The organism is Rhizobium etli 8C-3 (genome assembly GCF_001908375.1).
Classification (GTDB): domain Bacteria; phylum Pseudomonadota; class Alphaproteobacteria; order Rhizobiales; family Rhizobiaceae; genus Rhizobium; species Rhizobium etli_B.
Genome location: NZ_CP017241.1, coordinates 2,847,922 through 2,868,127 on the forward strand (window position 1 = coordinate 2,847,922; position 20,206 = coordinate 2,868,127).

20 protein-coding genes, 1 tRNA gene and 1 pseudogene are annotated in these 20,206 nt (G+C 60.0%); 13 read left to right on the forward strand and 9 right to left on the reverse strand.

Annotated features, from left to right (window positions below):
* Positions 1–8: 8 nt before the first annotated feature.
* From AM571_RS14300 to AM571_RS14310, 3 genes are all read right to left on the reverse strand, one after another.
* On the reverse strand, positions 9–953 hold the full coding sequence (locus AM571_RS14300) for an alpha-E domain-containing protein (RefSeq protein WP_074061976.1): 945 nt from the start codon (positions 951–953) through the stop codon (positions 9–11).
* Positions 953–2,362, reverse strand: a complete 1,410-nt coding sequence (locus tag AM571_RS14305) for a circularly permuted type 2 ATP-grasp protein (protein ID WP_074061977.1) — start codon at positions 2,360–2,362, stop codon at positions 953–955. The genes AM571_RS14300 and AM571_RS14305 overlap by 1 nt, the downstream gene beginning before the upstream one ends.
* A 272-nt stretch (positions 2,363–2,634) precedes the next feature.
* Complete coding sequence (locus tag AM571_RS14310) at positions 2,635–3,858, reverse strand: ROK family transcriptional regulator (RefSeq protein ID WP_074061978.1); 1,224 nt, start codon at positions 3,856–3,858, stop codon at positions 2,635–2,637.
* Between the two features lie 225 nt (positions 3,859–4,083).
* Between AM571_RS14310 and xylF the strand changes: the two genes are divergently transcribed.
* The 4 genes from xylF (at position 4,084) to AM571_RS14330 (ending at position 7,704) form a co-directional block, all read left to right on the forward strand.
* Positions 4,084–5,124, forward strand: coding sequence for a D-xylose ABC transporter substrate-binding protein (gene xylF / locus AM571_RS14315; protein ID WP_074061979.1), 1,041 nt, complete (start codon positions 4,084–4,086; stop codon positions 5,122–5,124).
* 263 nt (positions 5,125–5,387) lie between these two features.
* Positions 5,388–6,701, forward strand: a complete 1,314-nt coding sequence (locus tag AM571_RS14320; RefSeq protein WP_074061980.1) for a sugar ABC transporter permease — start codon at positions 5,388–5,390, stop codon at positions 6,699–6,701.
* Positions 6,702–6,712: 11 nt separating this feature from the next.
* Positions 6,713–7,495 (forward strand): ATP-binding cassette domain-containing protein, encoded by a 783-nt coding sequence (locus AM571_RS14325; RefSeq protein WP_074061981.1) that lies wholly within the window; start codon positions 6,713–6,715, stop codon positions 7,493–7,495.
* A gap of 132 nt (positions 7,496–7,627) precedes the next feature.
* Positions 7,628–7,704: transfer RNA gene (locus tag AM571_RS14330), tRNA-Arg, on the forward strand.
* A gap of 44 nt (positions 7,705–7,748) precedes the next feature.
* Here the strand turns inward: AM571_RS14330 and AM571_RS14335 are convergent.
* From AM571_RS14335 to AM571_RS14345, 3 genes and pseudogenes are all read right to left on the reverse strand, one after another.
* Positions 7,749–8,645, reverse strand: a pseudogene (locus AM571_RS14335) (integrase core domain-containing protein); the annotation flags it as partial.
* Between the two features lie 313 nt (positions 8,646–8,958).
* Positions 8,959–9,462, reverse strand: coding sequence for an AtaL-like protein (locus tag AM571_RS14340; RefSeq protein WP_074061982.1), 504 nt, complete (start codon positions 9,460–9,462; stop codon positions 8,959–8,961).
* Positions 9,463–9,499: 37 nt separating this feature from the next.
* Positions 9,500–10,369, reverse strand: a complete 870-nt coding sequence (locus tag AM571_RS14345; protein WP_074061983.1) for an SDR family oxidoreductase — start codon at positions 10,367–10,369, stop codon at positions 9,500–9,502.
* Between the two features lie 104 nt (positions 10,370–10,473).
* Here AM571_RS14345 and AM571_RS14350 point away from each other — a divergent pair, with 104 nt between their 5' ends.
* The 7 genes from AM571_RS14350 to arsH all read left to right on the forward strand — a co-directional run bounded on the left by AM571_RS14350 (position 10,474) and on the right by arsH (position 15,344).
* Positions 10,474–11,364, forward strand: a complete 891-nt coding sequence (locus AM571_RS14350) for a LysR family transcriptional regulator (protein WP_074061984.1) — start codon at positions 10,474–10,476, stop codon at positions 11,362–11,364.
* A 462-nt stretch (positions 11,365–11,826) separates the two neighbouring features.
* Positions 11,827–12,183: an ArsR/SmtB family transcription factor gene (locus AM571_RS14355; RefSeq protein WP_074061985.1), complete on the forward strand. Its 357-nt coding sequence runs from the start codon at positions 11,827–11,829 to the stop codon at positions 12,181–12,183.
* Complete coding sequence (gene arsN2 / locus AM571_RS14360) at positions 12,180–12,614, forward strand: arsenic resistance N-acetyltransferase ArsN2 (protein WP_074061986.1); 435 nt, start codon at positions 12,180–12,182, stop codon at positions 12,612–12,614. Before AM571_RS14355 ends, arsN2 begins: the two co-directional genes overlap by 4 nt.
* Before the next feature lie 14 nt (positions 12,615–12,628).
* Positions 12,629–13,156 (forward strand): arsenate reductase ArsC, encoded by a 528-nt coding sequence (locus tag AM571_RS14365; RefSeq protein ID WP_074061987.1) that lies wholly within the window; start codon positions 12,629–12,631, stop codon positions 13,154–13,156.
* A 1-nt stretch (position 13,157) separates the two neighbouring features.
* On the forward strand, positions 13,158–14,216 hold the full coding sequence (gene arsB, locus AM571_RS14370) for an ACR3 family arsenite efflux transporter (protein WP_074061988.1): 1,059 nt from the start codon (positions 13,158–13,160) through the stop codon (positions 14,214–14,216).
* Entirely contained in the window at positions 14,213–14,641 is a 429-nt protein-coding gene (arsC, locus tag AM571_RS14375; RefSeq protein WP_196776334.1) for an arsenate reductase (glutaredoxin), read from the forward strand. Before arsB ends, arsC begins: the two co-directional genes overlap by 4 nt.
* A complete protein-coding gene (gene arsH / locus AM571_RS14380) occupies positions 14,634–15,344 on the forward strand; it encodes an arsenical resistance protein ArsH (protein WP_074061990.1) in 711 nt (236 codons plus the stop codon). The genes arsC and arsH overlap by 8 nt, the downstream gene beginning before the upstream one ends.
* Before the next feature lie 132 nt (positions 15,345–15,476).
* Here arsH and arsK read toward each other — a convergent pair whose 3' ends face one another.
* Both arsK and AM571_RS14390 read right to left on the reverse strand, forming a co-directional pair.
* Positions 15,477–16,688, reverse strand: coding sequence for an arsenite efflux MFS transporter ArsK (gene arsK, locus AM571_RS14385; protein ID WP_237358558.1), 1,212 nt, complete (start codon positions 16,686–16,688; stop codon positions 15,477–15,479).
* Positions 16,675–17,043, reverse strand: a complete 369-nt coding sequence (locus tag AM571_RS14390; protein WP_074061991.1) for an ArsR/SmtB family transcription factor — start codon at positions 17,041–17,043, stop codon at positions 16,675–16,677. Before AM571_RS14390 ends, arsK begins: the two co-directional genes overlap by 14 nt.
* 42 nt (positions 17,044–17,085) lie before the next feature.
* On the opposite strand from AM571_RS14390, the gene AM571_RS14395 reads away from it, so the two are divergent.
* On the forward strand, positions 17,086–17,598 hold the full coding sequence (locus tag AM571_RS14395; RefSeq protein ID WP_074061992.1) for a DUF6428 family protein: 513 nt from the start codon (positions 17,086–17,088) through the stop codon (positions 17,596–17,598).
* 394 nt (positions 17,599–17,992) lie between these two features.
* Here the strand turns inward: AM571_RS14395 and AM571_RS14400 are convergent, their stop codons facing one another.
* Positions 17,993–18,406, reverse strand: a complete 414-nt coding sequence (locus AM571_RS14400; protein ID WP_074061993.1) for a response regulator — start codon at positions 18,404–18,406, stop codon at positions 17,993–17,995.
* 422 nt (positions 18,407–18,828) lie between these two features.
* On the opposite strand from AM571_RS14400, the gene AM571_RS14410 reads away from it, so the two are divergent.
* Positions 18,829–20,175 (forward strand): mechanosensitive ion channel family protein, encoded by a 1,347-nt coding sequence (locus AM571_RS14410; protein ID WP_074063253.1) that lies wholly within the window; start codon positions 18,829–18,831, stop codon positions 20,173–20,175.
* Positions 20,176–20,206 lie beyond the last annotated feature (31 nt).

Here is a 20,206-nt window from a genome sequence, read left to right on the forward strand (position 1 = left end):
TGCCCCGCTTATACGTAGAACCGATAGCCGTCGGAAATTTCCATGCCCAGCTGGTTGTTGCGATTGACGAAATCCTCAAGGAATTCGTGCAGCCCCTGGTCCATGACGTCCTTGATCTGCCTCGTTTGCAACGACGTCCGGATGGCGTCGGCGGTATCGTGGGCCGACAGCCGTTCACCGCCGTAGCTGCTCGATATGTAGCCGAGGTTACTGACGATCTTTTCGTAGCAATAGGCCAGCGACCGAGGCATCTGGCCATTCAAGATCAGGAAGTCGGCGATATTGGCCGCCTTGTACTCCTCATCATAGGCCCAGCTATAGGAGCGGTGCGCTGAAACCGAACGCAGGATTGATTCCCACTGCACATTGTCGATCGAGGATCCCACCTGCGAGATGGATGGCAGCAGTACGTAGTACTTCACGTCGAGAATGCGGCTCGTATTGTCCGCCCGCTCGATGAAGGTGCCGATGCGCGCGAAGTTATAGAGCTCGTTTCTCAGCATCGAGCCATGAAAGGCCCCGCGGATAAGACCCGCGCGCCGCTTGATGACATCGATGACCTCGGGCATTTCGGCCGCCTTGAGGCGCTTGGACAGCAGAGCCTTGAGCTCGATCCAGCATTCGTTGGTCGCCTCCCAGGTCTCGCGCGTCAGAGCCGTGCGAACCATGCGCGCGTTGTTGCGGCCAGAATCAATGCACGACATCACGCTCGAAGGGTTCGAATGATCGCGCAGCAGATAGTCGATCGCATCGACCCTTGTGAGTTTGGCGTGCCCTTGGTCGTAGGTTTCGCGGACACCCGCACTCTGCAGCACGCCATCCCAGTCGTCGTCGCCAGTGCCGCTTCGCGTCAGCGACATGCGCAGGCCGGCATCGATAAGACGCGCGATATTCTCGGCGCGCTCGATGTAACGGAACATCCAGTAGAGTCCGTTTGCAGTTCTTCCGAGCATCAATCCTCCAATACCCAAGTGTCTTTGGTACCGCCGCCCTGGCTCGAATTGACGACCAGCGAGCCCTGCTTCAGCGCGACGCGGGTCAAGCCGCCCGGAATGATCTGCACCTTGTCGGAAACCAGCACATAGGGCCGCAGGTCCACATGGCGCGGTGCGATGCCCTTGTTGACGAGGATTGGCACCGTAGAGAGCGACAGCGTCGGCTGGGCGATGTAGTTGTTCGGCCGAGCCTTCAGCTTTTCGGCAAAATCGGACCGCTCCTTCTTAGAGGCCGTCGGGCCGACCAGCATGCCGTAGCCGCCCGAGCCATGCACCTCTTTCACGACGAGTTCTTCGAGGTGTTCCAGCACATATTTCAGGCTGTCGGCCTCCGAGCAGCGCCAGGTCGGCACGTTTTCGAGAAGCGCCTTTCGGCCGGTATAGAACTCGACGATCTCCGGCATGTATGAATAGATCGCCTTGTCGTCGCAGATGCCGGTGCCCGGCGCATTGGCGATGGTGATGTTGCCGGAGCGGTAGACATCCATGATGCCCGGAATGCCAAGGGCGGAATCGGCCCGGAATGTCAGCGGATCGAGGAAGTCGTCGTCGACGCGGCGATAAAGCACGTCGATTGCTTCATAACCGCGGGTCGTGCGCATCTTCACCTTGCCGTCGATGACGCGCAGATCCGCCCCTTCGACCAGTTCCACGCCCATCATGTCGGCGAGGAAGGAATGCTCGTAATAGGCGGAATTGTAGATGCCGGGCGTCAGCACCGCGACACGCGGCTTGCCCTTGCAGCCGGGAGGGGCGAGCGAGGCAAGCGATTGGCGCAACAGATATGGGTAGTCCTCGACGCGCTGGACCTTGTTCTCGTGGAAGAGTTCCGGAAACATCTGCATCATGGTTTCCCGGTTTTCCAGCATATAGCTGACGCCGGAGGGCGTGCGGGCATTGTCCTCCAGCACGTAGAACTGATCCTCGCCGGTGCGCACGATATCGGTGCCGACGATATGCGTATAGACGCCGCCGGGCGGGCGGAAGCCGATCATCTCGGATAGAAACGTATCGTTCTTCTCGATCAACTCACGCGGAATGCGGCCGGCGCGGATGATCTCCTGCTTGTGGTAGATATCGTCAAGGAACGCATTGAGCGCGATCACGCGCTGCTCGATGCCCTGAGCGAGCTTCCGCCATTCGCGGCCGGAAATGATGCGCGGGATGATGTCGAAGGGAATGAGCTTCTCGGACGAATCCGCATGTCCGTATACTGCGAAGGTGATGCCTGTTTTCCGGAAGATGTTTTCCGCGTCGCGAGATTTGGCAATCAGATGCGCCCTGTCCTGGGCATTGTACCACTCGAAATATTTCTCATATGGCTGACGGGGATTTTCATCCCCGGTGATCATTTCATCAAATGCCAAAGGTGTGGCTCCCCTTATTTTTGTTCATTTGAATACAATGCAAAGGGCAATGCAAGAACCATGCACAGTTCGAAGGGAAGATTCCTAAAATCGTCCTTGGCGTCAAAAACAGCCGCAAAATCGGGCATTTAGGCAGGTGCATCGCGAAAGCTTGAACGACCGGTCGAGCTGGTACGACCAAAAAGTGGGCATGTGATTATTTTCCGCCCGCCCCGCCGAGGCAATTCGCACCAGTGGACCTGGCGCGAAGTGCGCCCGCAAGGGCCGACAGCTCAGCCGTGCCCCGGTCCGCCCGCACTGACGATGTCTTCGTCGATCACGGCAAGCGCCCGGTTCAGATGTCCTTCGAAGACAAGGTTCTGCTCGTCCGCGACCACTCGCATTTCCGGCATGCCTTCCATGCGCACTAAATGCGATTGCCCGAGGCCCTCCTCGATACCCTGCCGCAGCAGATCGTAGTAACGCGTGCCCGGCCCGGTGATTGCGACCGGCATGCGCTGCGTTAGGCTCAGCACGCGCGACAGCCCATTGCCGAGTGCAAGGCCCGCCTGGCGGAAGGCGAACGCCGGCATGCGATGCCCCTGGCGGGCCAGCGCGGCGATCTTGTCGAGTTCGCCGACCGGCACGAATTTTGCCGGGATCGTATCGAGCGGCACCTCGAAGGCCGTTCGAAGGATCGCATAGAACCCGGCATGCGCTTCGATGCATCCCTTGGCGCCGCAACGACACAAACCTCCATTGGCCGTGTGCAGCATATGACCGAAATTCGGCGCCGATATCTCATGGTCGCCATGCGGCGTGCGCCTGACAATGCCGAGGCCGATGCTGTGGCCGAGGGAGAGTGCGGCAAGCGAGCGGAAACCCTCGCCCTTTGCATCCTCCTCGCGCGCACCAAGCGCGGCTGCGACAAGCAGTGTTTCATTGTCCAGGATAATCTTCGCCTGCCATTCCGGGCGCAGGGCCGATTCGAAATCGATCTGTTCGCTCCCGAAGATCGGCGACCAGACGAGCACGGGCTCAAGGGAATTCACGAGCCCCTTGCTGCTGATTGAGATCATCAAGACTTTGTTGCGGCTGATTCGGGAGCGCTCCAGGACACGGGACAGACCAGCCTTCACCGCCGCCGCGAAGCGCGCCGCTCCGGCAGGGTCCTGCGAACGCTCCTCGCTGAAGCGATCGATCAGCTTGCCGGCATAATCCACCAGCGAGTATTGCACGGCATCTGACGAGATGATGACCACGATCAGATAGCCGCATTCCCGCCGCTGCCGGAAAAGCACGCGCGGCCGTCCTCTTCCGCTTGCCGCCTGGTGCTCCGATTTCTCGATGATCTGGGCCTTTTCGAGATCGGCGGTGATCGCCGAAACCGTCGCGGAGGAGAGGAGCGTGTGGTCGGAAATCTCGGTATGCGCGAGCGCGCCGTGGCGGCGGAGAGCGGATAGCACCAGCACGCTATTCCTCTGCCGGACCAGCTCCGTGCTCGATTTGGTCAGCATGAATGCCGCCCTCTCCCCGTATTCCGTCCCAGTTTCACGCCGAATCTCCAGCCGCATTTCCGCAAGGGAATTTAGCCGGTAGTGCGGTGTTGACAGTTGAAAAAATCTCTGACACTTAATTTCTCGACTGTCGAGAAAATAATTCATCGTTTTCTCTGCAGCAATCCGCGGCGGCCGGAGGAAGCATCCGGGCTGGGTCGACCGCAAATCATTCGGGAGGACAGTATGAAGTCTATTTTGAAGCTGATGGCCGGCACGGCCATTCTCATTTCCATGCACACAGCGGCCATGGCTGCTGATCTCGTCGTTGGCGTTTCCTGGTCGAATTTTCAGGAAGAGCGCTGGAAGACCGACGAAGCCGCCATCAAGAAGGCCCTCGAAGCCAAGGGCGCCAAATATATCTCTGCTGACGCCCAGTCGTCTGCCGCAAAGCAGCTGACGGACGTTGAATCGCTGATTTCGCAGGGCGCGAACGCCCTCATCGTGCTTGCGCAGGACTCCGATGCCATCGCCCCGGCCATCGAAAAGGCGGCCGCCGAAGGCATCCCGGTGGTCGGTTACGACCGCCTGATCGAAAATCCGGCAGCCTTCTACATCACCTTCGACAACAAGGAAGTCGGCCGGATGCAGGCAAAGGGCGTCTTCGAGGCAAAACCTGAAGGCAACTACGTCTTCATCAAGGGCTCGTCGTCCGACCCGAACGCAGACTTCCTGTTCTCGGGCCAAATGGAAGTGCTGAAGGCTGCGGTCGACGCAGGCAAGATCAAGAATGTCGGCGAAGCCTATACCGACGGCTGGAAGCCGGAAAACGCGCAGCGCAACATGGAACAGTTCCTGACCGCCAACGACAACAAGGTTGACGCCGTTGTCGCATCCAACGACGGCACGGCCGGTGGCGCAATCGCCGCTCTCGACGCACAGGGTCTCGCCGGCTCCGTCCCAGTCTCCGGCCAGGACGCCGACAAGGCGGCACTCAATCGCGTCGCACTCGGCACGCAGACGGTCTCGGTCTGGAAGGACTCGCGCGAGCTCGGCAAGCGCGCTGCCGAAATCGCCCTCGATCTTGCCGCCGGCAAGACCATGGACAAGATCGAAGGCGTTGAGACCTTCAACGGCGGTCCGAAAAGCGTCGCCATGCAGTCGGTGTTCCTGAAGCCGCTGCCGATCACCAAGGACAACCTCAACGTCGTCATCGACGCCGGCTGGATCAGCAAGGCGGAAGCCTGCCAGGGCGTCAAAGCCGGTTCGGTTGCTGCCTGCAACTAAATACTGCCGACGGGCTGAAAACAGTGCCGGCGCCGCAACGGCAATTCGTTGCGGCGCCGGATGCGGATCGAGATCCGGCGGCAGCTTGGGTAGCGTCCGCTGGTCAACCGCCATTACCCGTCCCGAACCGATGCCGTCATGGCCGCTGAGATCAGATCTGCAGAGATCGGTGATGGTGATAATTCTAGAACTGGGCGTAAGTGGCGGCGGTTGACTTAGAAAAGCGCCGCAGCCTGCCCAAACGATGGGGGATCGGCAAACCCATGGCCGAAACGGTACATTCCACGACAACCAACGGGCCGCGCGAGGCACAAGCCAATCCGGTGGCGCGCTTCTTCCGCGCGACCGAAATCGACACTCGCCTTCTCGGCATGGTCGGTGCGCTGCTGATCATCTGGATCGGCTTCCAGATCATGACCGGCGGCCTGTTCCTGACGCCGCGCAACCTCTGGAACCTCTCGGTCCAGACCTCGTCCGTCGCCGTCATGGCGACAGGCATGGTGCTGGTGATCGTCACGCGCAATATCGACCTTTCCGTCGGCTCCATGCTCGGCTTCTGCGGCATGGTGATGGGCGTCCTGCAGGCGCAGGTGCTGCCGCAATATCTCGGCTTCAACAGTCCCGCCACCTGGATCATCACTCTCGTTGCCGGCCTCATTGTCGGCGGATCGATCGGCATGCTCCAGGGCATGATCATCGCTTTTCTGAGCGTGCCGTCCTTCATCGTCACCCTCGGAGGGCTTCTGGTCTGGCGCGGCGCCACCTGGTTTGTCACCAGCGGCCAGACGGTCGCGCCGATGGATACGAGTTTCCGCATCATGGGCGGCGGCACAGACGGCTCGATCGGCGCCACCTGGAGCTGGATCGTCGGCGTCATCGCCTGCCTCGCAATCATTGCCAGCATCGTCAATTCCCGCCGCCAGCGCCGGCGCTTCGGCTTCCCCCGGCGCCCGCTTTGGGCCGAATACTTCCTCTCGGCCCTCGGCTGCGTGCTCGTGCTCGGCGCAATCGCCGTCGCCAACAACTATTACTGGCCGACAAACATCGCCAAGAGATATGCAGAGGCAAACAGCATTCCCTGGCCGGAGTCGGGGCTCAACATTCCCTACGGCATAGCCGTTCCGGTTCTGATCGCCGTCATCGTCGGCGCGATCATGACCTTCGTCGCGACGCGCCTGCGCTTCGGCCGCTACGTCTTCGCCATCGGCGGCAACCCGGAGGCAGCCGAGCTCGCCGGCATCAAGACCCGCTGGGTCACGGTGCGCATCTTTGCGCTCATGGGGCTGCTCTGCGCCATCGCCGGCGCAATCTCGACCGCCCGCCTCAATGCCGCGACGAATGCGCAGGGCGAACTGGATGAACTCTATACCATCGCCGCTGCCGTCATCGGCGGCACGTCGCTTGCAGGCGGCACAGGCACCATTGCCGGTGCCATGCTTGGCGCGCTCGTCATGCAGTCGTTGCAGTCCGGTATGGTACTGCTCGGAATCGACAGCCCGCTCCAGAGAATCGTTGTCGGTGTCGTCCTTGTCGTCGCCGTCTGGCTCGACACGCTCTACCGCGCCCGCGCCAAGTAGGAGTCCAAACCATGACACACCAAAGCACTCCCCTTGTGGAATTGAAGAACATCTCGATCTCATTCGGCGGCATTCACGCCGTCGATAACGCCTCGGTCGATCTCTACCCCGGCGAGGTCGTCGCCCTCCTCGGCCATAACGGCGCTGGCAAGTCGACACTGATCAAGATCCTTTCCGGTGCCTACAAGCGCGACGGCGGCGACATCCTGATCAACGGGGAACCAGCCGACATTCGCAACCCGCGCGATGCGAAGAAATACGGCATCGAGACTATCTACCAGACGCTCGCCGTTGCCGATAACGTCGATGCGGCCGCCAACCTCTATCTCGGCCGCGAGATCCGAACGAAGTGGGGCACGCTCGACGACGTCGCCATGGAGGCGTCGGCCCGCGAGGTGATGGGCCGCCTCAACCCGAACTTCAAGCGCTTCAAAGAGCCCGTAAAGGCACTTTCGGGAGGCCAGCGGCAGTCGGTGGCGATCGCCCGAGCGATCCTCTTCAACGCCCGCATCCTGATCATGGACGAGCCGACTGCAGCCCTTGGCCCCCAGGAAACGGCCCAGGTCGGCGAGCTCATCAAGCAGTTGAAGAAGGAAGGCATCGGCATCTTCCTCATCAGCCACGACATCCATGATGTCTTCGATCTCGCTGACCGCGTTTCGGTGATGAAGAATGGTCAGGTCGTCGGCCACGCCCGCACCGAAGACGTAACCAAGGACGAGGTGCTCGGCATGATAATCCTTGGCAAGGTGCCGCCAAAGGCGATCCCCGGCCCCGGCGCCATGCAGGCTTGAAGGACCAGACACGTGAAGACCCAAGTCCGCCGTTCGCAAGAATGGCGGACTTTTCAATTTGGAGATTGAAGCGCAGGGCAAGCTAGGCTAAGAACCAGCCATCGGACAGGCGATTCAAGCCGCCTCAGGCATGCACCCGTAGCTCAGCTGGATAGAGTGTTGGATTCCGATTCCAAAGGTCACAGGTTCGAATCCTGTCGGGTGCGCCAATTTTCTATTTGTCCATACCGAAGACATAGGTAACAGAACGTACCTAACACATGGGTGACAACCTCGTGCCGAACGGGTTGTCGATGGTTTGCAAAGTCCTCTGTTCCAGGTCGATATATCCCAGATCATAGTGCATGAAGCTGACGAGCCAAATGCCGTCGTCGACTTCCTTGATTCCAAGCTTCTGTCCGGCCAGTACGGTGGAGATGTTGATCTTCTTGCGATAGATGCAGAGGCGGCCGCAATTGGTGACGAGCGCCTCCCTATCGTGGAAGGGATAGTCGATCTCCGGCAGGCCCCGATAGGGGCGTGACGATGCGACAAAGAGATCTGCCGGCACCTTCATGTCCAACGCCTCGTGCGGCCGCTCCTCATTGAATTCGCTGACGAATGCATCAAAGCGGGCCTGCTGCTGCAGAGTGTTCCTGCCAGGTGGCCTCGTCGCCTCCTTCTTCAGCGTCAGATGCATGCGCTCATGGCGTCCGTTCTGTTGCGGATGGCCAGGCCTAATGCGTTCGAGGCCGATCCCCAATCGCAGCCACCAAACGGACAGCTTCGATAGATTATAGAGGCCATTCGGGCTTGCGAAAGGAAGGCCATTGTCGGAACGAATGGCTGCAGGCAGGCCGTGTTCGGTAAAGATCCTGCGGAACGCTTCAAAGACGCCCTGTTCGCGCGTCGATTCGAAGGCTTCGCAGCAAAGAAGATAGCGTGAGGCCTGGTCTGTGATCGTCAAGGGGTAACAGTAGCGGCCGTTGCCAAGCTTGAATTCGCCTTTGAAGTCGGCGCACCACAGATCATTGGGCTCAAGGGCTTCCGAAAGCTGCGTGCCAACGGCCTTGTTAGCCCGGTTCCTCTTGCGGGCCTGGCTCACAAGGCCGTGTCGATCGAGCACAGCGTGCACCGTGCTCTTTGCTGGAATGCGCACGTCGCCAGCGAGCCATTTGTCCATACCGAAGACATAGGTGACAGAACGTACCTAACACATGGGTGACAACCTCGGGCCGAACGGGTTGTCGATGGTTTGTCCTCCCCACCATCACTTACCTTCCCACAATGAGGTGGGTGGGTTGGCGCCCACGGCCGACTCACTCCAATGCATTTTCGCAGGCGCGACGAAAGCGTCGAAATCGCTCCCACCGGGCTGAGAATCTGCGGCCGGTCGGGCCGGATGCACCGAGGACCGTATTTTAGGTGAGGCTGAACGCGTCGGGACGCAGTCATCATTTGTCCCGGCAAGACAGGGCGCCTCCTCAAGAGGCTGCCCTGTTGCTCGTGTTCCGGTAGAGCGTTCCCTCTGCCAGCAGTTCGCGGGTCCGCTTCAGCGTCGACAGCAGGGCGGCCTTGTAGCCGTGTTCGCTGGCGAGCTGAGCCTGCTCCGTCTGCTCCTCGCGACCGTTCGGCTGTTTGGCACGCAGGCCCATGTAGCAGTAGAAGCGGAGCTGTGGTGCGCCATCTTCATCTTCATACAGTTCGTTGATGATCGCTCCTTCGCGGGGCCCGGCCGCCTGAAAGAAGGTGATCCTACTCTCATGTTCGAGCGTCACGATTTCACGCAGGTCGTTGCCTCCGATCGTTGCTTCCCGCAGGAAATGCGCAGTGCTTTCCTCAATGACCTCGCAACGTGTGCAAAGCCCTGGGGCCAGAAACGAGCGCGCGTCGCGTGCTTTGAGTTCAAGCCCTTTCCATGCCTGAGCGCGCGTCAATGGGGCTTCGCCTGCCGGGTTCACCGGAACTGTGGCAGTTGAATAAATCATGATGATCCCTTGTGGTCAGGTAGCTGCTGCGCTTCGGTCAGGCGGAGGCAGCGGTTTCCGAGGCAAAGTCGCGATATGCGCGCAGCGGGCGGCCCAGAAGCGCGGTCAGGCGCTCGACGTCGCCGGCCTCAGGCAGCATCCCATCTGTCGAGAAGCGTTCGCCCATCAGACGCATGTCGTATGCCATCCAAGCGGGCACGAACTGCTTTAGGTTTTGTTCAAAGCCTTCGGTGTTGTCGCCGCCGTAGTTGATTGGGCGAGCAACGACGTCTGACCAGATGGAGGCGATATCGGTTCCGGTCAGCACTTCTGGTCCGACAAGGTTGATCCGGTTGATTGGGAGCGGCTCTGGAGCCTGTTCACGGCGCAGAAGCTCGCGGGCGGCTATTTCGGCAGTATCACGGGCATCAATCATCGCAAGACCCTTCGCACCGATCGGCATTGTGTAGGCGCCGTAGCCCGTGATGACGTCTTTGACCATCAGATCGTTCTGCATGAAGTATGCGGGGCGCAAGATCGTAGCTTTGAAATTCATCTGCTCAATCATCCGCTCGACGCTGAACTTGCCAGCGAAGTGCGGCACGTTCACGTAGACGTCGGCGTGGATTACCGACAGATAGACGATCCGCTCGATGCCAGCCGACCGGGCGACGTTCAGTGCGATCAGCGCTTGCGTGAATTCATCCGGCACGACTGCGTTCAAAAGGAAAAGCGTAGAAACGCCAGACATGGCATTGCGTAGTGAATCCACGTCGAGGAAGTCGCCCTGCACGACAGATACGTTCGCCGGTAAGTTCGCTTTCGACGGATCGCGGGCAATGGCGCGCACGTCAGCACCCTGCTTGACGAGGTGTTCGACAACTTGGCGGCCAATATTGCCTGTGGCGCCGGTGACGAGAATGGTCATGGAATTTCTCCGTGTCGGATTGCTTGACACGTCGAATATGCGTGGTTCATTGAGAGTCCAATAGACGGAGAATTTAGACACTCCGTCTCACTGGTGGAACACTCATGTACCTTCTTGCGCTAGCTGATTTCAATCTCGTTGCCCGCCATGGTGGCTTCGGCAAAGCGGCGCGGGCGACCGGCCGGCCGAAGGCGACATTGTCGCGCCGTGTCGCCGAGTTGGAAAGCGATCTCGCTCTGCGGCTGTTTGAACGGGGTGCGCGCAACCTGAAGCTCACCGAAGAAGGACGGGCGCTGTTCGAGCGGACCGGGGCGTTGCTCGCCGAACTGGACGAGACGGCTGCGACGATTGCGTCCGGCGGTCAGAAACCCAAGGGGAGATTGCGGATCAGCGCCCCGTTGCACTTCTCCCAGACCGCCATGGGCAGGATCGCCGCGGGCTTTGCCCTCCAATATCCGCAGGTGAGGCTTGAAGTGACGAGTGAGGACCGGTCCGTCGATATGATCGAGGAAGGCTACGATCTGGTTATCCGGGTCAATCCCGATCCCGACGAAAGCCTGGTCGGGCGGGCGTTTCTGCGCGACCGGCTGGTGGTGGTGGCAAGCCCCGGACTTCCCCGCCCGACCGGCGGACGCGCTGCTCCCGGCGTTGCGCGTGGCGCAGGCGAAGCGCAAACTTGGCAGGTGAAGACAGCCGTCGGCCGGTCGACGATCAAGATCGAACCCGTGCTCATTTTGTCAACGCTCATCACGGTCCGCGATGCGGTGCGCGCCGGCGTCGGTGCAGGACGCCTTCCCATTTCGCTGGTGAGCCACGACCTCGCGGACGGCACATTGGTCAATTGGGGGGAAATCGACGGCCCCGAGGTCACTCTATGGACCCTCTACCCCTCTCGGCGGCTGCTCAGCGCGCGCGTCTCGGCGTTTCTGGACTTTCTCAAACAGGCATTTCCAAATGGAACGCCGGACGAACTAGCCGCCTATATTGGCAGGTGATGACCGAACCCGCTTCGGGCCTTAAAGCCATGCAAAGGACGAAATCGGAGATTTCTGGAAGCTCCATCGAGCGTCTCTGAGACGGTCCGCCTCATCTCGACGACTTGTAGCACTAATTTCGAACGAATGCCTTCAGCCGAGAAGAACCACGTGAACCAGTCCAATGACCTCAAGCGCCCGATCCACGTTCGAACTGCATATCGCCGTTCCGTACGTCTTCAAGCTTATGGTGGCCCCGAATCTCTTTAGTCACTCGGGTGCTGGCGCCTGAGCGGGTCCTGGATGGTGCTGATCCAGGACATGGCCGCCGCCGTGAACGGCCTCGACTGGAAGATCCGTCAAGGCCACGTCGGCAACATCATCAGCTGGAGCTGCCCGCAGTCCTTGGTACCGGGAATGCGATGCGTTGGACAAGGTTTGCAAGGTCGTTGACATACACAATATATCCGTTATTCTGGATATATGGAATCTAAATTCGCGATAACAGCGCTCGGCGCTTTGGCCCAAGCTACCCGTCTGGAAACTTTCCGGCTACTCGTTCGGCGTGAGCCGGACGGAGTTCCTGCTGGCGAACTCGCGCGGCTTCTGGATGTGCCTCAGAACACGATGTCGGCGCATCTCGCGACGCTCTCGCGAGCGGGCCTTATCAAGAGCGAGCGTCAGAGCCGCTCCATCATCTATCGCGCTGATCTTGACGGGCTTCGCGCGCTGACACTCTTCCTTCTCAAGGACTGCTGCAACGGAGCGACCGAGCTGTGCGCTCCTCTGATCGCCGAACTTACGCCGTGCTGCACTCCGGAGGCGAAGCTGTCATCATGAGTGATCTGCGGCTTGAACCGATCCCAGGAACCGACCCCAAGCTTAGGAGTGCGCTGCTCGAGGCACATCTGCCGACGGAAGACATCGATGAGGCTGGCCGCACCTTCTTCGAGGCCGTCTCCGGCGACGGCGAGACCTTGGCGTTTTCTGGGATCGAAAGCTGCGAAGGGAGCTGCCTGCTCCGATCCGTCGTCGTTCTACCGGAGCACCGCAAGTCCGGTATCGGGCGTCGCGTCGTCGAACTGACATTGAAGGCGGCTTCGGGCGATGTCTTCCTCGCCACCACTTCAGCCGCTGAATTCTTCGGTGCGCTCGGATTCAGGGAAGTGCGACGGGAAGCAGTTCCGGCCGCGGTTCTCGCGACACGCCAGCTTTCATCCATCTGCCCATCGTCGGCCACCATCATGAAACTAGACAGGCCGCCGACCTAACACGGACGAAACTAATGACTGAGAAGACCTACAACGTGCTGTTCCTCTGCACGGGCAACTCCGCTCGCTCTATCCTGGCCGAATCCATCCTCAACAAGGAGGGTGGCGGGCGCTTCAAGGCATTCTCCGCAGGCAGCCTGCCCAAGGGAGACGTGAATCCGCACGCGCTGAAGGAACTGGATGTTCTCGGCTATCCGTCGACGGGCTTCTCATCCAAGAGCTGGGACGCGTTCGCCGAACCGGGCGCACCGGAAATGGATTTCATCTTCACCGTCTGCGACAACGCCGCGGGTGAAGCCTGCCCGGTCTGGATCGGCCATCCGATGACCGCGCACTGGGGTGTCGAGGATCCTGCCGCCGTTGTCGGGTCAGAGGTCGAGATCCAGCGCGCCTTCGCCCAGGCGGCCCGCTTCCTCAAGAACCGCATCACCGCCTTCATCAATCTGCCCCTGGCCTCCATCGACCGCATGGCGCTCGAGCAGCACGTCCGCCAGATCGGTTCGCTCCAAGGCGCTTCCGTCAAATCCGCGAAGGCCGAGTAAGATGTCAACGTTCGAACGATACCTGACCTTGTGGGTCTTTCTCTGCATCGTCGCTGGCATCGCCCTCGGGCATGTGATGCCCGGCGTGTTCCATGTCATCGGAGCGGCAGAGATCGCCAAGGTCAACATTCCGGTCGCAGTGCTGATCTGGCTGATGGTCATCCCGATGCTGCTCAAGATCGACTTCGGCTCCCTGGCGAAGGTCGGCAGCTACTGGCGGGGGATCGGTGTCACGCTCTTCGTCAACTGGGCGGTCAAGCCCTTCTCGATGGCGCTCCTCGGCTGGCTGTTCGTCGGCTGGCTCTTTCGTCCCCTACTCCCTACCGATCAGATCGATTCATATATCGCCGGCCTAATCATACTCGCCGCGGCCCCATGCACGGCCATGGTTTTCGTATGGTCGAACCTCACCAAGGGCGAACCGCACTTCACCCTGTCCCAAGTGGCGCTCAACGACGCCATCATGATCGTCGCTTTCGCTCCGATTGTCGGACTTCTTCTGGGATTGTCGGCGATCACGGTCCCGTGGGACACGCTGACGATCTCTGTGGTCCTTTACATCCTGATCCCGGTGGCCGTTTCCCAGATCGTGCGCAAGCGGCTCACTGCGGACCGCACGACGAGGTCGCTCGACCGTCTTCTCGGCCAACTACAGCCGCTCTCGCTTCTTGCATTGCTCGCCACGCTGATCCTGCTCTTCGGCTTCCAGGGCGAACAGATCATGGCACAGCCGGCTATCATCGGCCTTCTGGCTGTCCCGATCCTGATCCAGGTCTACTTCAACTCGGGACTGGCCTACCTGCTGAACCGGATGTCGGGCGAGCAGCACTGCGTTGCCGGTCCGTCCGCACTCATCGGGGCAAGCAACTTCTTCGAACTCGCAGTTGCCGCCGCCATCAGCCTGTTCGGCTTCCAGTCAGGCGCAGCCCTCGCTACCGTCGTTGGCGTTCTCATCGAGGTCCCTGTGATGCTGTCGGTCGTATGGATCGTGAACCGCACCAAGGGCTGGTACGAGGCAGCACCCGCCGTCTCCAAGAACACCGCAACCGAAAGGACCTGACGATGGACGTCAAGATCTACCACAATCCCGCCTGCGGGACTTCAAGGAACACGCTTGAGATGATCCGCAACGCTGGCATCGAGCCGACGGTGATCGAATATCTCAAGACCCCGCCATCGCGCGAGGAACTGGTGAAGATGATCGCCGATGCCGGCCTTTCGGTCCGGGAGGCGATCCGGGAGAAGGGAACGCCATACGAAGAACTCGGTCTCGCCAACCCCGCGCTCACGGACGACCAATTGCTCGACGTCATGCTGAAGGAGCCGATCCTCATCAACCGACCGTTCGTCGTGACACCTCTCGGCACCCGCCTCAGCCGCCCGTCTGAGGTCGTCCTCGCTATCCTGCCCGATACCCACAAGGGTGCCTTCGCGAAGGAAGACGGGGAGAAGGTCCTCGACGAGAAAGGCAAGCGAATTGGCTGACACATTCCCGGCACTTCACGATTATCATCTTGTTCCAACAGATCTCGAAGCGCTCAGGCCCGCCTTCTCGAAGCACAAGCCCCGTATTCTCATCCTCTACGGCTCGCTCCGGGAGGTGTCCTACAGCCGCCTGCTGGCGCACGAGGTCCGACGGCTCCTCGAGCGGCTGGACTGCGACGTGCGGGTTTTCGAGCCGAAAGGCCTGCCGCTCCCTGACGAAGCGCCCGTCAGCCACCCGAAAGTGCAGGAACTGCGCGAACTGTCGCAATGGTCTGAAGGCCAGGTCTGGGTGAGCCCCGAGCGCCACGGGGCGATGACAGGCATCATGAAGTCGCAGATCGACTGGATCCCGCTATCGGTCGGATCGGTTCGTCCCACGCAGGGAAAGACGCTTGCAGTCATGGAGGTGTCCGGCGGCAGCCAGTCCTTCAACGCCGTGAACCAGATGCGCGTCCTCGGTCGCTGGATGCGCATGATCACGATCCCTAACCAGAGCAGCGTCGCGAAGGCTTTTCAGGAGTTCGACGCCGAGGGGCGAATGAAGCCGTCATCCTACTACGACCGTGTCGTCGATGTCTGCGAGGAGCTCGTCAAGTTTACTCTGCTGACCCGCGATGCGTCGTCCTATCTGACCGATCGCTATAGCGAGCGGAAGGAGGAGGCGTCGAAGCTGCAACAACGGGTGAATTTGAAGTCGATCTGACGGCTACTTATGCCGCCACACCTTCACGGCAGAACGCAGCAGGATAACCTCAAGCGCAGGAAGAAGAACCGCGTTCGTGTGAAGCCTTATGCAGACAGGCCGGAACACAAGCAATTGATGAGTGATCGTCAGCTACTCCGCCGCGACGAGATCTCGCCTTGTCGCAATCGCCACGCTGATGAATGCGACCATGCCGGCGGTCCCGAGGGCAGCGATCGCGAACAAGGAAAGGCCGATCCCGAAGCTTTGCATCGCCGCCGCGAAGGCGAACGGCGCTGCCGCACCGAGCGCGAGCCTCGCGGCCGCCATCTTGCCCGTGATCGCCCCGTACCCATCGCTGCCGAACAGATAGAGCGGAAGGCTCCCTTGAGCGATGGAATTGATTCCCGATCCGAGTCCAAGGCAGATGGCGAACGCAGCCGCGCCCGGCAGCGAGTTCCCCGTCACGGCAAGGACCACGATGCCGAGGACCATTAGCGCAGCCGAGATAACTGCAAGCATCGGCGGAGAGAGGCTCGTGCCGAATATCATGTTGACGAGACGGCTCATGACCTGAGCAGGGCCGAAGAGCGAGCCGATCACCACGGCTGTAGTACCCAGTCCCAGCGTGCCGAGCATGGGAACCATATGGGCGAGGACGGAGGCCAAAGTGAAGCCTAGGATGGCGAAGGCAGCAGAGACGACGATCATCGCGCCGCGGCGCCTTTCCGGCGAAACCGCACCCACCACGTGCTCGCGCGCCCGATTGACACCTCGAACACCTTCAGCCTTGCCCTTCCTCGCCATCCAGAGATGCAGCGGCATGCAGACGAACAGATTGAGGGCCGCGAAGACCAGATAGATTTCCCGCCATGTGAGATATCCGACCAAGGCGGCGGTGATCGGCCAGAAGATCGTCGAGGCAAAGCCACCGATCAGTGTGAGGTAGGTTATGCTTCGCGATGCCGTCCTGGGATCGCTTTGCACCAGTGCCGCGAATGCAGCCTGATACTGGACCATTCCCGAGGAGATTTCGATGAGGATGATGGCAAGAGCGAACACGAACACGGAGGGTGACCACGCGCACAGTGCAAGCGTCAGCGCGGACAGAGCCGATCCGATGGTCAGGATAGTGGCTGCGCCCATCCGGTCCATCTGCTTTCCGATATACGTCGCGGACAATCCGACGATGAACAGCGATGCCGAAAATATCCCGAAGACCTGTGCAAGCGTCAGCCCGAGATCCTCGGCCATTTCCGGCGCCAGGATGCTGAAGCTGTAGTAGAGCGTGCCGTAGCCGATGATCTGGGTCATGCCGAGGGCGGAGACGATAGCGGCCGGGATCTTGCTGTCACGCAACGGCATCATCCTTGCTGGTGGCTTCTCCGGTTGGGCAGCAGCCATCTTGGCGATCCACCGTCTCCCGGACCGCGGGGTGGCCCGCGCAGCAGTCCTCCATCAGAAACTTAACGAGAGCAGCCAGGGAGTCGTAGCTGGCACTGTAGACGATCGAACGAGATTTGCGCCGCTGCAGGATCAGGCCTGCGCGTTCGAGTTCCTTCAGATGGAACGACACATTCGATGGGCTGACACCCATCCGCGCTGCAATGAGGCCTGCGGCGAGTCCCTCCGGCCCCCCGACGACCAGCGTCCTCACGATGCCGAGGCGGGTCTCCTGAGAGAGTGCGGCGAATGAAGAGAGGGCTTGACGTTCATCCATATTTCAATATTCCTTGAATCATTGAAACAAGGAGTAGCGCACATGAACGCGATCGACAAGAAGCTTTCGACCGACATCACGCTCGGCCATCTTCTCGATGCCCTGGCGGCCGCGCCGGATGCACCTGTCGTCTTCCACTACGGCGGCACCCCGGTAAAGGCGGGCTATCACGTGACCGAGGTGAAGGCGGGGCAGTTCTCGGCCCTCGACTGCGGCGCAAATCCCGAAGCATGGTCGGAGATTTTCGTGCAACTCTGGGACATCGACGGGGATGGGCGGACGCACATGCCCGCAGGGAAGTTCGCTACGATCATCCGGAAGGTGTCGGATCATGTCCGGCTTGAGCCATCCGCAAAGCTCACGTTCGAGGTCAGCGACGGTGTGAGGCCGATGGCGCTGTATTGTGCCCAGCCGCCTCGCTTGAAAGGAGGTTCGTTCGAGGTCATCCTCGATGCCCGACCATCGAGCTACAAACCACGCGACCGATGGCTGGCCGAGGAAAAGGCCAAGACTGCGTGCTGTGGGCCATCGTCCGGCACAGACTGCTGCGCCTGACTGCGCGGGCGCTGAAAACAGAATGGCGGGGCGAAACCGAACCGGCCTGTCAGTTCATTTGAAAGACACATCAGATCAGCCAGAACGAAGCGTCTGCACTTCGCATCGCTTCCTTCGGAGAGAGCTCCAGGATCTCTGCACCCGGCAGCTCCAGTCGAGGGGCAAGTTCGTCGGCAAGCATCAGTCAGGCATTTTCGATGCCGCTGGAGGATGTCCCTGCGCTGGCACTGCTCCCGGTAAACCTATGATTTCAAGGTGGCCGAGGGTGAGCATGATAAGGCCGCAGCCGCCATTTTTGGTCTTCGATTAAAGAGGAATGCGTCAGAAAATGGCCAAGATCAACGTGTCCGGTTCAGGCAGCGACGACGTGGCATCGTGATTTGATCCGGCAGTACTACTTGCCATTCTCAGCGTCGCCCCTGTCGGGAACAGCCATCGAACTCTCGTTGAGCAGCTGCGAGATCGCTGTGACCAATTGCGCGAGGGCGAACGGCTTTTGAAGCATGATACTGTTCGGCACGCCTTTCGACGCCCAGTCGGCCGCACTGTCGCCACTCGTGTAGACGACCGGCGTTAGCGGCTCGATTTCCCGCGCAGCGCGGGCCACTTCCCAGCCGTCAGGCCCGTCGCCCAGTCGAATATCTGTAATCAATCCCTGCACAGGCGGATCGGCCGCGGCCAGATACTGTATAGCCTTTCGTCCGTCTGCGACGGTGCGCACCTCAAAGCCCGCGTCAGCAAGCGCATCCTCGAAGACGTTGAGCACCGACGCCTCGTCATCGACGAGCAGTATTGTGACCGGATCCATCTGGCGTTGTCCCCCCAAAACAAAGGCTGGTTCGGCAACGCGCAATTGGGGAAACAGTTCCGCTAACGATCGTCTTGAATGGGGAAAGGGTCAGCGCCATCGACTTTACCGCACCTGCGCCCGTCTGCGATTCAATCAGACAATCGCTCTTCCGTTGCCTGCAACTGCCCTCGGAAGTTCGTCGCAAACACATGATAAAGACGGCCCTCGCCGCCGCTCTTGAAAAAGGACGTGAAAGCGAACCCATCAAGTGCGACGGCGTGAGGCGCAATTGCTTGAAACAGAAGCGTCGGCTGCACCCGATCAGGCAATCGCCAAACGGTCGGCTGATTCTTTCGAAATCCTGCTGAGTTCGGCCGCATTCGCATTTGAACAAAACCCCGCTTCCGCTGGTTATCCTGCAGAATCGCGAGAAAACGACGATGGATTTCCTAGAGGCGATCAACGCTGCCGGATCCTGGCTGCAGGCTTTCCTTCTCAATGAGTGGACGCTCTATCAGTCCGCCCTGATTGTCGGCGGTTACCTGCTTTCCGGCTGGCTTGCAAAACGAATCGAGCCTGCACTGGAATCGCGCGCCCGCACGATCAAGGGAAATCCGGATCTTCTTCGCGTCATCATCGCTTTCATGCGGCGAACGCGGTGGCTTTTTCTGATTGTGCTGCTGGCGATTGCGGATGTGGTGCTTTTGCGATTTGCCTGGCCATCGCACCGCTGGCTGGTGGCGACAGCCCTCACACTCGTGGTGGCGTGGTTCGTTATCTCGGTGCTCACGCGCATCATCCGAAACCAGATGCTGGCGCGTGTCGTTGCCGCTGCCGGCTGGCTCTACTTCGCGCTTTACGCGCTTGGACTGGATCGCGCACTCCTGGCAGCACTCGATGGTATTGCCGTCAATCTCGGCGCCGTCCGCCTGTCAATGCTGCTCGTCCTGAAGGCCATCATCCTTTCCGTCGCGCTGATATGGCTTGCAGTTCTCATCGGCAACATGTCGTCGAACTGGATCCAGAAGTCTGCGGATCTGACGCCCTCCTTGAAGGTTCTCATCAGCAAACTGATAAAGATAGGGCTGATTGTCTTTGCGGGAACGATCGCCTTGTCTGCAACAGGCATTGACCTGACGGCGCTCACGGTTTTTTCAGGTGCTGTCGGCGTAGGCATTGGTTTCGGCCTGCAGAAGGTCGTCTCCAATTTCATATCCGGAATCATCATCCTGCTCGATAAATCCATCAAACCGGGCGACACAATTACGCTAGGGGAGACTTTCGGCTCCATCCGCGACCTGCGCTCCCGCTTCGTTTCCGTCATCACGAGAGATGGCAAGGAATACCTCATTCCGAACGAAGACTTCATTTCCCAGCAAGTCGTCAACTGGTCGTTTTCCAGCGAGTATGTCCGCATCGAGGTTGATTTCGGAACCTCGTATGACAGCGATCCGCGCGAGGTTTCCCGCATCGCGATCGAGGCCGCCAAGACTATTCCGCGGGTTTCCGGCACCTACGCCCAGCCGGTCTGCTGGATGACGGCCTTTGGGGCTTCTTCGATCGATTTCAAATTGAGATTCTGGATCTCCGACCCGAGCAACGGGCTCACCAACGTGCGCGGTGAAGTACTCATGGCATTATGGGATGCATTCAAGGCAGCCGGCATATCGATCCCGTTCCCGCACCGCGAAATCATCATGAAGACACCTGTCGAGCTTGCCCGCGCATCTGTTCGGCAACGCCAAGATGATGACTGCGCTTCCGGCAGCTCAAGATCCGGGAACTGAACTGCCTCAAAGACGTTCGGCAATATTGCTC